Annotated in this window: 10 protein-coding genes; 6 read left to right on the top strand and 4 right to left on the bottom strand. The window is 73.8% G+C overall.

All coding sequences use genetic code 11. The annotated features are described in order from the left end of the window. The first annotated feature begins 81 nt into the window (after positions 1-81). From cobU to ACFHYO_RS06045, 4 genes are read left to right on the top strand one after another with little or no spacing between them, the layout of a single operon-like run. Positions 82-621 (top strand): bifunctional adenosylcobinamide kinase/adenosylcobinamide-phosphate guanylyltransferase, encoded by a 540-nt coding sequence (gene cobU, locus ACFHYO_RS06060; RefSeq protein ID WP_394319063.1) that lies wholly within the window; start codon positions 82-84, stop codon positions 619-621. Continuing rightward, the gene (gene cobT, locus ACFHYO_RS06055; RefSeq protein ID WP_394319061.1) at positions 605-1,621 is read left to right on the top strand and encodes a nicotinate-nucleotide--dimethylbenzimidazole phosphoribosyltransferase; all 1,017 of its coding nucleotides are present in this window, start codon (positions 605-607) and stop codon (positions 1,619-1,621) included. Before cobU ends, cobT begins: the two co-directional genes overlap by 17 nt. After that, the gene (locus ACFHYO_RS06050) at positions 1,618-2,367 is read left to right on the top strand and encodes an adenosylcobinamide-GDP ribazoletransferase (RefSeq protein WP_394319059.1); all 750 of its coding nucleotides are present in this window, start codon (positions 1,618-1,620) and stop codon (positions 2,365-2,367) included. The genes cobT and ACFHYO_RS06050 overlap by 4 nt, the downstream gene beginning before the upstream one ends. Positions 2,368-2,425: 58 nt before the next feature. Next, the gene (locus tag ACFHYO_RS06045) at positions 2,426-3,919 is read left to right on the top strand and encodes an ArnT family glycosyltransferase (protein WP_394319057.1); all 1,494 of its coding nucleotides are present in this window, start codon (positions 2,426-2,428) and stop codon (positions 3,917-3,919) included. On the opposite strand, the gene ACFHYO_RS06040 is transcribed toward ACFHYO_RS06045, so the two are convergent. Next, complete coding sequence (locus ACFHYO_RS06040) at positions 3,901-5,793, bottom strand: heavy metal translocating P-type ATPase (RefSeq protein ID WP_394319167.1); 1,893 nt, start codon at positions 5,791-5,793, stop codon at positions 3,901-3,903. The genes ACFHYO_RS06045 and ACFHYO_RS06040 overlap by 19 nt on opposite strands. 210 nt (positions 5,794-6,003) lie before the next feature. Beyond that, on the bottom strand, positions 6,004-6,894 hold the full coding sequence (locus ACFHYO_RS06035) for a LysR substrate-binding domain-containing protein (protein WP_394319055.1): 891 nt from the start codon (positions 6,892-6,894) through the stop codon (positions 6,004-6,006). 130 nt (positions 6,895-7,024) lie between these two features. On the opposite strand from ACFHYO_RS06035, the gene ACFHYO_RS06030 reads away from it, so the two are divergent. Then, entirely contained in the window at positions 7,025-8,236 is a 1,212-nt protein-coding gene (locus ACFHYO_RS06030) for an acyl-CoA dehydrogenase (RefSeq protein WP_394319053.1), read from the top strand. Positions 8,237-8,253: 17 nt separating this feature from the next. After that, positions 8,254-9,420 carry a CaiB/BaiF CoA transferase family protein gene (locus ACFHYO_RS06025; RefSeq protein ID WP_394319165.1) on the top strand — a complete coding sequence of 389 codons (1,167 nt, stop codon included), beginning with the start codon at positions 8,254-8,256 and terminating at the stop codon, positions 9,418-9,420. On the opposite strand, the gene ACFHYO_RS06020 is transcribed toward ACFHYO_RS06025, so the two are convergent. Together ACFHYO_RS06020 and ACFHYO_RS06015 are read right to left on the bottom strand one after the other, a co-directional pair. Further along, positions 9,387-10,766, bottom strand: coding sequence for a hypothetical protein (locus ACFHYO_RS06020; RefSeq protein WP_394319051.1), 1,380 nt, complete (start codon positions 10,764-10,766; stop codon positions 9,387-9,389). The two genes, ACFHYO_RS06025 and ACFHYO_RS06020, sit on opposite strands and share 34 nt — an antisense overlap. Before the next feature lie 140 nt (positions 10,767-10,906). Then, positions 10,907-12,664, bottom strand: coding sequence for a DUF5927 domain-containing protein (locus ACFHYO_RS06015; protein WP_394319049.1), 1,758 nt, complete (start codon positions 12,662-12,664; stop codon positions 10,907-10,909). Between the last annotated feature and the right edge of the window lie 31 nt (positions 12,665-12,695).

The following is a 12,695-nucleotide window of genomic DNA, read 5'->3' as shown; positions in this document are numbered from 1 at the left end:
GCAGCGCTGTCGCCCTCGGCCGCACCCGTCGCAGCCGTCGCCCCCCTTCCCCCCGCCCGCCGAACGTGGTTTCCCCCCGTCATGGCACGAACCCTCCTCATGACCGGCGGCGCGCGCTCGGGAAAATCCTCGCTGGCCGAACGGCTTGCGCTGCGCCCCACGGGGCGGGCGATCCACATCGCCACCGCCCGCCTCGACCCCGGCGACGCCGAGATGGCCGACCGCATCGCCGCCCACCGCGCCCGCCGCGGGCCGGAGTGGGAGAGCGTTCACGCCCCCCTCGACCTCGCCGGCGCGCTCGACGCCACCGACCAGGGCGCGGGCGGCCCGCCGCGGCTGGTCGATTGCCTGACGCTCTGGGTCTCGAACCTGATGCTCGAGGGCCGCGACACGCGGGCCGAGGGCGCGGCGCTGGCCGCGGCGCTGGCCCGCGCAGAGGCGCCGGTGATCCTCGTCACCAACGAGGTGGGGGCCGGGATCGTGCCCGACAACGCGCTCGCCCGGGCCTTCCGCGACCACGCCGGCTGGCTCAACCAGACCATCGCCCATGCCTGCGACGAGCTGTGGCTCTGCGTCGCGGGCCACCCGCTGAGGATCAAGCCGAATGACCATGCTCTCTGACACCCCCTCGCTCGCCGCCGTCGAGGCGCTCGCCCCCACCCTGCCCCGCCCGGACGAGGCCGCCGTCGCCGACGCCGCGGCCCGGCAGGCGGTGCTGACCAAGCCCCCGGGCTCGCTCGGACGGCTCGAGGGGCTGGCGCTGTTCATGGCCGGCTGGCAGGGGCGCGCCCGGCCGCGGATCGGGCGGGCGCAGGCGCTGGTCTTTGCCGGCAATCACGGGGTCTGCGCGCAGGGGGTGAACCCGTTTCCGCAGGCGGTGACGGCGCAGATGGTGGCGAACTTTCAGGCCGGCGGCGCGGCGATCAACCAGCTCTGCCGGGTGGCGGGGGCGGATCTGGCGGTGGTGGCGCTCGACCTCGACCGGCCGACCGGCGACATCACTCAGGGGCCCGCGATGACCGAGGCCGAGACGCTCGACGCGATGCGCCGCGGGGCGGCTGCAGTGGCGCCCGATGCCGACGTGCTGATCCTGGGCGAGATGGGCATCGGCAACTCGACGGTGGCCGCCGCGCTGGCCGCGGCCGCCTTCGGCGGGGCGGCCGAGGACTGGGTCGGCCGCGGCACGGGGGCCGAGGGCGACATCATGGCCCGCAAGATCGCCGCGGTGCGGGCGGCGGTCGCGCGGCACCGGGACACGCGCGGCCTCGGGCTGCTGGCCGCGCTCGGCGGACGCGAGCTGGCGGCGATCTGCGGCGCGGTGGTGCAGGCGCGCCAGCAGCGCCTGCCGGTGATCCTCGACGGCTTCATCTGCACCGCCGCGACCGCGCCGCTGTTCGCCGCCGATCCGCGCTGGCTCGATCACTGCCTGATCGGCCATGTCAGCCGCGAGCCGGGCCACGCCCGCCTCATCGCGGCGATGGGACAAGCGCCGGTGCTGGCGCTCGACATGGCCCTGGGCGAGGGCTCGGGCGCGGCACTGGCGCTCGGTGTGCTGCGCGCGGCGCTCGAGTGTCACGACGGCATGGCGACCTTTGCCGAGGCCGGGGTCGCGGCGGGGTGAGCGCGCGCGGCGCCCGCCTGGCCGAGCTGCGGCTTGCGACGATGCTGCTGACGCGGCTGCCGATGGGGCGGCTCGACCCCGCGCCGACGCTCGGCGCCGCCCGCTGGGCGTTTCCGCTGGTCGGCGCCTGCGTGGGGCTGATCGGCTGGGCGGGTTTCGCCGCGGCGCTGGCGCTGGGCGCGACCCCGGCGATGGCCGCGGGTGCCAGCCTAGGCGCAATGGCGCTGGCGACGGGGGGGCTGCATTTCGACGGGCTGGCCGACATGGCCGACGGCATCGGCGGCGGCCGCACCCCCGAGGACCGCCTGCGGATCATGCGCGACAGCCGCATCGGCAGTTACGGCGCGCTAACGCTGATCCTCACCATGGCGCTGTGGCTTTCGGCGCTGGCCGCCGCAGGCCCCCTCGCCGGACCGTGGGGCTTTGTCGCCGCCGGCGCGCTGAGCCGCGCCGGCATCGTCGCGGTGCAGGAGGCGCTGCCCCCCGCCCGCCCCGACGGGCTCGGCCGCCTCGCCGCCGGGCGCAGCCGGGCGGCCCGCGCCGTGCTGGGCGCGCTGGCGCCGGCGGTGCTGGTGTTCGGCGGCCTCGCCGGGGCCGCGATGCTCGCCGCTGCGGCCACCGCCGCGCTCTGGACCGGGGTTCTGGCGCAGCGGCGGCTGGGCGGGCAGACCGGGGACGTGCTGGGCGCCACCCAGGTGCTGGCCGAGACCGCCGCGTGGTTCGCCCTCGCCTGTGCGCTCGGCTGAAAGCTGGCTGTCAGCATCCGCTGCCAGCAGGGGCGCCAGTCCGTTGCGAGAACCCCCGATGCCCCTCAGCCGCCGCGCGGCGCTGGCCCTGCCGGTCGCCCTCTTCGCCCTGTCCGCCCTGACGCTGATCCTGCTGCGCCCGGCGACGCCGGTGGACGAGACCCGCTACCTCGCCGTCGCGTGGGAGATGGTGACCCGCGGCGAGCACCTCGTCCCGCATCTGAACGGCGCGGTCTATGGCCACAAGCCGCCGCTGCTGTTCTGGCTGATGGATGCGGTGTGGGCGGTGACCGGGGTCAGCGGGTTCGCGGCCCGGCTGGTCGGCCCGGCGGCCGCAGTGCTCAGCGTGGCGCTGACCGGGGTGCTGGCGCGGCAGCTCTGGCCCGGCGAGCCGGCGCGGGCGCCGCGGGCGATGCTGATCCTCGCCACCCTGCCGCTGTTCCTGACCTTCGGCTCGGCCACGATGTTCGACGCGCTTCTGACCGCGACGGTGCTGACCGCGCTGATCGGGGTGCTGCGCGGCGACTGGCGGCTCGTGGGCCTCGGCCTCGGGCTCGGGGCGCTCGCCAAGGGGCCGGTGGTGCTGATCCACGTCCTGCCGGTGCTGCTGGCGCAGCCGTGGTGGCGCGGGACCGGCTGGCGCGCGACCGCCGGGATGGCGGCGCGCGGGCTGGCGCTCGGGGCCGGGATCGCGGCGCTGTGGCTGGTCCCGGCGCTGCTTACGGGCGGCGAGGCCTACGGGGTCGAGGTGCTGTGGCGGCAGAGCGCCGGGCGCGTCGTTTCGGCCTTCGACCACGGGCGGCCGGTGTGGTTCTACCTCGCGCTGCTGCCGCTGATGGTCTGGCCCTTCGGCTGGCTTCCGGGGCGACCCCAGCCGGGGCGCGCGGCGGGGCGGATGCTCGGGCTGTGGATGGCGGCGGCGCTGGCGGCGTTCTCGCTCATCAGCGGCAAGCAGATGCACTACCTGCTGCCCGAGCTGCCGGCGCTCGCGCTGCTGGCGGCGACGGTGCCGGCGCGGGCGCTCTCGCCGTGGCGGAGGGCGCTGCTGGTGCTGCCGCTCATCGGAGTCGTGGCGCTGCCGGTCGCGGCGGCGGTGGGGCGGCTGGGGGCGCTGCCGCCGCTGCCGCCCGCGGCGCTGGCGCTGGCCGGGGTCAGCCTCATGGCCGGGGTGCTGGGGCTCTGGCGCCTGCCGCCCGCGACGGGGGTGCCGGCGCTGGCGCTCGGCGCGGTGCTGGGGCTGCATTTCGCCGCCGCCCCGGTGCTGTTCGCGCGCTATGACACGGCGCCCATCGCGGCGCATCTGGCGGGGCGCGAGGGCGACGGCCTCGCGCTCATGGCCGCCGACTATGCCGGAGAGTTCAACTTCGCCGCCCGCCTCACCGCGCCGGTGGCGCTGCTGCCCGACGCGGCGGCGGCGGCCGCATGGGGGGCGGCGCACCCGGAGGGCACGCTGATCGTGCCGGGCGCCAAGCCGCCGGGCGCGGGCTGGGCGCTGCGCGAGACGCTGCCGCTGCGCAGCCGCGACTATCGCCTCTATCGTCGCGCGGGCTGAGCCGCGGCCGGCGTCCCGCCCGGGCGGGGCGCGCCGGACACCGCGGCCGCCCTGCCCGGCCGCCGGATCGGGTCGGCGAGCAGCCGCATCCCGTTCAGCACCACCAGCAGCGTGCCGCCCTCGTGCCCGATCACGGCGAGCGGCAGCGGCAGGGCGAGGAACGCGCCCGCGAGCACCAGCACCACCATCGCGCCGAGCGCGAAGGTCAGGTTCTGGCGGATGATCCGGTCGGTGCGCCGGGCGAGCGACCGGGCCGCGACCAGCCGGGTCATGTCCTCGGCCAGCAGCGCCACGTCCGCGGTGGCGAGCGCGATGTCGGACCCCGCAGCCCCCATGGCGATGCCCACATCGGCCCGCGCCAGCGCCGCCGCATCGTTCACCCCGTCGCCGACGAAGGCCACCGGGCCGCGTGACGCAAGCGCCGCCACCAGCTCGACCTTGTCCTCGGGCAGAAGGTCGGCGTGGATCTCGTCGTCGCGGAACCCGAGCGCCCGGCCGACCCGCAGCGCCACCGCGCGGCGGTCGCCGGTCATCAGCGCCAGCCCCGCCCCCTGCGCGCGCAGCTGCGCGAGCGCCGGGGCCGAGGTCTCCCGCGGCCGGTCCGCCACCGTCGCGGCCCCGAGCAGCCGGTCGCCGCGGCCGAGATAGACCGTCGTCGCATCGCCCGCAGCAAAGGCCTCGGCTGCGGGCGGCAGCACCGCGCCGTGCCGCGCCACCATCCGCAGGTTGCCGGCCCAGAGCGGGCCTTGGGCGTCCTGCCCCTCGATCCCCTCGCTGGCGCTGTTCTTCAGGTCGCTGACCGCGGGCGGGGTCAGGCCGCGGGCGGCGGCGGCGCGGCGGATCGCGGCGGCGATCGGGTGCTCGGATTGTGCCTCGATCCCGGCGAGGCGGGACAGCAGCGCGTCCTCGTCCCCGTCCGCGGCCCAGAGGCCGGTCAGGTCGGCCCGTCCCGTGGTCAGCGTGCCGGTCTTGTCGAAGGCGAAGCTTTCGACCTTGGCCAGCGCCTCGAGCGGCGCCCCGCCCTTGAACAGCACCCCGCCATGCGCCGCCGCCGACAGCGCCGACAGGATCGCCGCGGGAACCGAGATCACCACCGCGCAGGGGCTCGCCGCGACCAGCAGCGTCGCCGCGCGGTAAAGCGCGCTGTCCCAGCCGTGGCCGAGCGCCCGGAACGCCAGCAGCGCCACCACCGCGCCCAGCAGCACGGCGATGGTGTAGCGCTGCCCGAACCAGGCCGAGAAGCGTTCGGCCGGGGCCTTGGCCGCCTGCGCCTCGGTCACCATCTGGATCATCCGCGCGACCGTGCTTTCCGAGAGCGGCCGCAGCACCTCGACCGTCAGCACCCCGTCGAGGTTCACCGTCGCCTCGTGCATCCGCGCGCCGGGCTCCTTGGCGACCGGCATCGATTCGCCGGTGATGGTGGATTCGTCGACGCTCGCCGTGCCTTCGCGCAGCACGCCGTCGACCGGTACCCGCGCGCCGGGGCGCAGCACCACGCGGTCGCCTGCCACCAGCGTGCCGACCGCGACCTCGGTGACCTCGCCGCCCGGGCCGAGCCGCAGCGCGGTGTCCGGGCGCAGCGCCATCAGCGCCTCGACGGCGCGGCGGGCCTTGCCCATCGCCCGGGTCTCGAGCGTGCCCGAGATGCTGAAGAGCGTGAGCAGCACCCCGCCTTCCAGCGCGCCGCCCACCGCCGCCGCGGCCAGCGCCGCGATGACCATGAGCAGGTCGATGTCGATCTCGCGTTCGCGGACCAGCCGGGTCAGCGACTCCACCGCGGGCGGGATGCCCCCGGCGAGATAGACGAGCACGATCCCCGTCCACGCCAGCGCCGGCTGCGGCACCACCCAGGTGGCGAGCGCCGCCAGCGCCATCCCCGCGACCGTGATCGCGCTCAGGATCGTGTCGCGGCGCTCGTCGGCGAGCGTGTCCTCGGGGGCGCTCTCGGGATCGGGCGCCGGATTGGGTGCGGCGTCGAGGCGGGTCGGGCGTGGGGGGGAGAGGTCGGTCACGGCATGGCGCTCCGGTTTCGGATGGCTGCGGGCAGTCTCTGCGCCTTCGCCGCCGCCCGCAAGGCCGGGGCCTCAGCCCGGCGCGCCGGTCTCGAGCCAGGCGGCCAGCCGCGCCAGCGCCGGGCCGGGCTCGCGGTCGGGGCGGATCAGCGCATAGGGCGAGGGGCCGGGCAGCGCCGTCTGCGACAAAAGGGCAAGGCTACCGTCGGCCAGCGCCTCGGCCACGAAGATGTCGGGCAGGATCGCCGCCCCCATCCCGGCCCGCGCGGCGGCGAGGATCATGCCGAACTGGGCAAAGCGCGGCCCGCGCGGGTGCGCGGGTTCCGGCCCCGCGCCCGCGGCCGCGAACCAGTCGGCCCAGAGCCGCGGCCGGGTGGATTGCTGGATCAGCGGCAGGCGCGCCACGGCCGCGGGGTCCAGAAGCCCCGCCCCGGCCAGCGCAGGCGCCGCCACGACCACCAGCCGCTCGGCGGCCAAGGGCGTCACCACCGTCCCCGGCCGGGCGAGGTCGGCGCGCTGGATCGCCGCGTCGAAGGGGCCTGCGTCGAAATCCACCGGCCCGAGCTCGGCCGTCAGGTCCAGCGAGACCTCGGGCGCGATGCGGGCGAAATCGGCCAGCCGCGGGATCAGCCAGGCGGCGGCGAAGGTCGGCAGCACCGCCAGCCGCAGCACCGCGCCCGAGCCGCCGAAGGCCATCACCATCCGCGCCGAGGCGTCGATCTGGCCCAGGATCGCCTCGGCATCGCGGACCAGCGCGCGGCCCGCGTCCGACAGCACCAGCCGCTGCCGGCGCCGCGCGAAGAGCGCCACCCCCAGCCGGTCCTCGAGCCCGCGGATCGAGCGGCTGACCGCGCTCGGCGTCAGCCCCAGCGTCTCGGCCGCCGCCGCCGCCGTCCCCAGCCGGGCGCAGGCGACGAGCGCCGACAGCTCGGCGACGGTCGGGGTGTGGCGGGCACGGTTCATGCGGAAAACTCAACAACCGGCGATCAGATGGCGCTGTTTTGCGAGGGGACGGTGGGCTATGACAAGCCCAATGTCGCAACCGGGCGGCGCACGCGCGCCCCGGTTCCCCTCACCCGATCAGGAGAGTCGCATGGCCACGCTGAAACCCAAGGACGCCCCGGACCTCACCGCCTTTGACTGGCAGGACCCCTTCCGCCTCGACGGGCAACTGTCCGAGGACGAGCGGATGATGCGCGATTCGGCCCGCGCCTATGCGCAGGAAAAACTCGCCCCCCGCGTCATCGCCGCCTACCGCGAGGAAAAGACCGACCCCGCGATCTTCGCCGAGATGGGCGAGATGGGCCTTCTGGGCGTGACCATCCCCGAGGAATACGGCGGGCTCGGCGCGTCCTACGTCAGCTACGGGCTGGTCGCGCGCGAGGTCGAGCGAGTGGATTCGGGCTATCGCTCGATGATGTCGGTGCAGTCGTCGCTGGTGATGTATCCGATCTACGCCTACGGCTCGGAAGAGCAGCGGCAGAAATACCTGCCCAAGCTCGCCTCGGGCGAGTGGATCGGCTGCTTCGGCCTGACCGAGCCGGACGCGGGCTCGGACCCCGGCGGCATGAAGACCACGGCGAAGAAGACCGCGAACGGCTATGTGCTGAACGGGTCGAAGATGTGGATCTCGAACTCGCCCATCGCGGACGTGTTCGTGGTCTGGGCCAAGTCCGAGGCGCATGGCGGCAAGATCCGCGGCTTCGTCCTCGAGAAGGGAATGAAGGGTCTGTCTGCGCCCAAGATCGAGGGCAAGCTGAGCTTGCGCGCCTCGATCACCGGCGAGATCGTGATGTCGGACGTCGATGTGGGCGAGGACGCGCTGCTGCCCAACGTCGAGGGGCTGAAGGGGCCGTTCGGCTGCCTCAACCGCGCCCGCTACGGGATCTCGTGGGGGGTGCTCGGCGCGGCCGAGTTCTGCTTCCACGCCGCGCGGCAGTACGGGCTTGACCGGCAGCAGTTCCGCCGGCCGCTGGCCAACACCCAGCTCTACCAGCTCAAGCTCGCCAACATGATGACCGAGATCACGCTGGGGCTGCAGGCCTCGCTGCAGGTCGGGCGGCTGATGGACGCGGCGCAGGCCGCGCCGGAAATGATTTCCATCGTCAAGCGCAACAACTGCGGCAAGGCGCTGGACATCGCGCGGGTCGCCCGGGACATGCACGGCGGCAACGGCATCGCCGAAGAGTTCCAGGTGATGCGCCACGCGGCGAACCTCGAGACGGTGAACACCTACGAGGGCACGCATGACGTCCACGCGCTGATCCTCGGCCGCGCCATCACCGGCCTGCAGGCCTTCGCGTGAGCGACGGGCCAGCCGCGGTGGCGGGGGACGGCCCGCTGAAAGGCCTGCGCGTCGTCGAGTTGGCGCGCATCCTCGCCGGCCCGTGGATCGGCCAGACGCTGGCCGATCTGGGCGCCGAGGTCATCAAGATCGAGGCGCCCGAGGGCGACGACACCCGCCGCTGGGGCCCGCCCTTCCTCGACCGGCCGCGCCCCGACGGGGGAACCGAGCGGGTGGCGGCCTATTTCCACGCCGCCAACCGCGGCAAGACCTCGATCACCTGCGACTTCGGCAACCCGGACGACCTCGCCCGGCTGAAAGAGCTGATCGCCACCGCCGACGCGGTGGTCGAGAACTTCAAGGTGGGCGGGCTCAAGCGCTTCGGCCTCGACTACGAGAGCCTTGCGGCGGCGAACCCGCGGCTGGTCTATGCCTCGGTCACCGGCTTCGGCCAGGACGGGCCGCGGGCGAGCCAGCCGGGCTATGATTTCCTGATCCAGGGGATGTGCGGGATCATGGACCTGACCGGCGAGCCGGGGGGCGAACCGCAGAAGGTGGGGGTGGCCTGGATCGACATCTTCACCGGGCTTTACGGGGTGATCGGCATCCAGGCGGCGCTGGCCGAGCGGGAACGCTCCGGCCGCGGGCAGCGGGTGGACCTGTCGCTCTTGGACGTTGGCGTGGCGGTGCTGGCCAACCAGGCGATGAACTACCTCCACAGCGGGACGGCGCCCTCGCGGCTTGGGAACGCGCATCCGAACATCGTGCCCTATCAGGTGTTTCCGGCGGCCGACGGGCACGTCATCATCGCCTGCGGCAACGACCGGCAGTTCGCCGGGCTGTGCCGGGCGCTGGAGCTCGGGGCGCTCGACACCGATCCGGCCTATGCGACGAACCCCGCCCGGGTGGCCCACCGCGCCGCGCTGACGCCGATCATCGCGGCGGCGACCGGCGCGCGGACCCGGGCCGAGGTCATCGCCGCGCTCGAAGGCGCCGGCGTCCCGGTCGGCCCGATCAACACCGTCGCCGACGCGCTGGCCGAGCCGCAGGTGGTCGCCCGCGGGATGCAGATCGCGCCCGAGGGGATCGCCGGGCTGCGCTCGCCGCTGGTCTTCTCGCGCAGCGCGCTGGCGCTGGACCGCGCCGCGCCGCTGCTGGGCGAACGGATCGATCAGGGCCTGTCGTCGAAGCCGAAGGCCACGTAGTCGCGCAGATAGGCGGCACGCGCCGCCTTGCGCAGCGCCGGATCGTCGAGGATCGCCGGCACCGGCTCGGGCCCCGGGCCGTCGCGGTCGATCCCGGCGCTGCGGGCGAGGAACCCCAGCTCGTCCTGCATCCGCGCCTCGCGCGCCACGAGGTCGGGGGCGCCGAAGCGGGCGAACCCGGCCAGCACCTCGGACTGGCTCGCCCAGCCCGGATGGGTCGGGATGCCGGTCTGGCCGTTCAGGTTGCGGCGCAGGAAATCGAGGAAGGCCGCGAACAGCGGCACCAGCGCGGCCTCGTCCAGCGCGCCCAGCGCGTCGTCGGGCGGCAGCGGCACCCGGTGCACGTCGCGCAAGACCGTCCGCAGCTCGGGCTTGCGGCCCGAGAGCATGGCGTGAAACGCCGCCCACGCGCGCGGCAGCGGGTGGCGCAGCACCGTCACGCTGCGGTGGCCGGGGTGGGCGCGTTTCCACTGCCGCAGCGCGTTCTGCGTCAGCTCGCCCGCGACCGGGCCGAGGGTGCCCAGCCATGCCTCGACCTGCGCCGACGGCCCGCCGCGCACCGGCATGAACAGCAGCCCCTGCCCCGCCTCGAGCGTCTGGAACGAGGGCACCGCCGGTCCCCGCGTCGGCTCAAACCCCGGGATGCGGGAGAGTAGGAACGGGTCGGCGGCGGCGATCTCGGCCTGCAAGGCGGCGAAGTTCTCGACCTTGTCGGCCATCTCGCGCGGGTTCTGCGGCACCTGGTCCTGGGCGGGCTCGACATGGGTGAGGTCGGTCCGCCCCAGCCAGTGCGCGAGCCCGGTCATCACACCCGCGTCGCGCAGGTCGTCGTAGCTGAGCCAGAACGCCGTCTGCCCGCGCCGCTGCAACCCGTGCTGGATGCGCTCGAGAAATCCCTGCGTCGCGGCCAGATGATCGCGGAACGCCGCCGCATCAAAGGCGATGCGGGCGGGGATCGGCACCTCGGTCTCGTTCAGCTTCCACTGGTCGGTCGCATAGGCGAGCTGGGTCGACACGAAGCTGTCCACCGGGTTGCGGGTCAGCACGATCTTGGCGCAGGCCGGGTCGTCCATCACCGGCTCGAACACCCGCGGGTCGTGGTCGTGGAAATAGCGGAAGCCCTTGACCTTGCGCGCCCGCGCCATGTGCTGCCAGAGCGCGAGCGGATCGGCCTCACGATCGGCGAGCGTCATGTCGTAGAGCGTCGCCTGGTCCGGCCAGCCCATGAAATAGGGATTATAGGCCTCGCCGAAGCAGGCGAGGTCGTGGGCGTTCAGCGTCGCCTCGAGCAGGTTCGACCCGGTCCGCATCCCGGCGAAGATGACGAAGCTGGTGAACTGGGGCATGGGGCGGTCCTGGCGGTCTGGTGCCGCGGCGGGTGCGGGGGCGGGCGCACGGTCGGACGCCGCGCGGGCAAGGTCAACCGTGTCCGTCACCGACCCGCAGGGCCCTTAGCCCTGACACCAACAATCCCCGGCCCGCTCGGTCAGCTTGCCAGCCCCCGCCATTCCGGCGCCTCGTCGATCTGGTCACCGGTCGGCGGGTCGGCCGCCGCGGCCAACCCGCGCAGCAGCCGCGGATTGCCCATCCCGCGCGGCTTCAGACCGGCGTTCCGCAGGCGGCGCAGCATCGCCTCGACCCCGGACATGTCGCGTAGCGGCGGCGCGGGCGGCATCCGGTCGCCCCACTCGGGCCTGAGGGTGCTGAACACCTCGGACAGCGGCTCGTCGGGGGCCGCAATCACGTCGGCCAGCGCCCAGCGCCGCACCCGCGCCTTGACCCAGACCGACTCGAGGATACCGAGGAACGCGAATTCGGCCCGCTGCATTCGCGCCGAAATGCGGCGGATGTCGTCGAACGGCATGTCGGACTGCAGCAATGGCACCACCCATGCCCCGGTCAGCACGAACAACCGGGCGTTCGGATCGGTGGCGAGAAACCAGTTCAGCGACTGGTCATCCCGCGGCGAACAGTGAAACGCCGGCATCTGGCTCGACGAGCGGACGAGCGAGGTCAGAAATCCCTGCGGATCGAGATCACGCAGGCCCGGATTGGCCGACAGAGCCCCCGGCCCCGTCGGGCCGCCCGAGGCGAACTCGATCTCGTCATCCGAGAGGATCGCCCCGTGGACCTCTCGCCGCGTGGCGGCGGCCAGCCAACCGCGCAGGCCGATATAAACGTCGCCGAGGCCATAGATCACCGTATAGGGCTGCGAGGTCTTGCCGTTCTCGGAGTCCTTGCGCGGATAGCGGCTCTGCATGTAAAGCCCCGGTCGCCCCGTCTGCCGGCGCTGTGCCCCCCGCTCAAGCAGCGCCTCGATCCGCTCTGTGTCGGGCTCGTCATGGCGTGCGGCCCCCTCGCCGGGCTGGGGGAAAGCGTCGTAGAGCGCCCGCGCCCCCGGCCAGATCTTGCGCGCGACGAAGATGCGCGAGTTTGCCAGCAGCCCGCGATGATCGTCGTAGAAGACGTAGGGCTTGCCGTCATGGTCGAACTTGGCCAGCGTCAGTGACCGGCTTTCGATGTGAACCGAGTGGCGGCGGGCGAGGGTCTGGAAATAGCTTTCGTCCGGGATCCAGACCCGGCGGAAATACTGATCGAACTCCTCTCGCCGCGGGTCGGACAGAATCGCCCCGAGGGTGCGGGTGGTAAGGCACCACCATTGAGAACCGATGTGCGGGTTGATCCCCTGCGGCAGGGCACGCTGGATGCCCAGCCGGCGCTGCCAGTCCACCAGCCGATCGAAGAGCTTGCGGTTGCGGCGGAACGGCACCGGAAAATGCAGGGTGAACCGCTCTTCGCTCAAGCCTCCGATGGTCCAGTCCACGTCCGACACATCGACGCTTTCGATGAAGTCGGCGTCGGGAGAGCGGGCGAGGAACAGCCGCAGCTCCTCTATCGGGCGCAGCGGCAGGCAGGCACCCGAGACGAGGATCACGTGGGTCAGCTGGGGGTGAGCCGCGATCAGCGCGGCCGCGGCGTCCTGCGTGGCCGCGACGAGACTGAATGTGCCCCAACTGCACGGCCGGCGCGGCGCCTCGATGATCGGCAGGTCGGCCAGATCGGCCCGCATCCCGGCCAGTTCGGCTTCGGAGGCCTTGGCATCGACGTGCATCGCCACGCAGGCCCCGCCGTCGACCCAGAGGCGCGCCATCCGCGCGGCCAGCGGCAACCGTTCGTGGCACAGCATCACCACGCCCAGTTGCACGGGCTGCGGGGCACCTTCGGCGCCGGGCAGCGGGATCACCGTCGCCTTCCGTCCGGGTACGCCCGCGCCG

This window comes from Paracoccus panacisoli (assembly GCF_042435015.1).
GTDB lineage: Bacteria > Pseudomonadota > Alphaproteobacteria > Rhodobacterales > Rhodobacteraceae > Paracoccus > Paracoccus panacisoli.
This window is presented reverse-complemented; position numbering and strand designations above follow the sequence as displayed.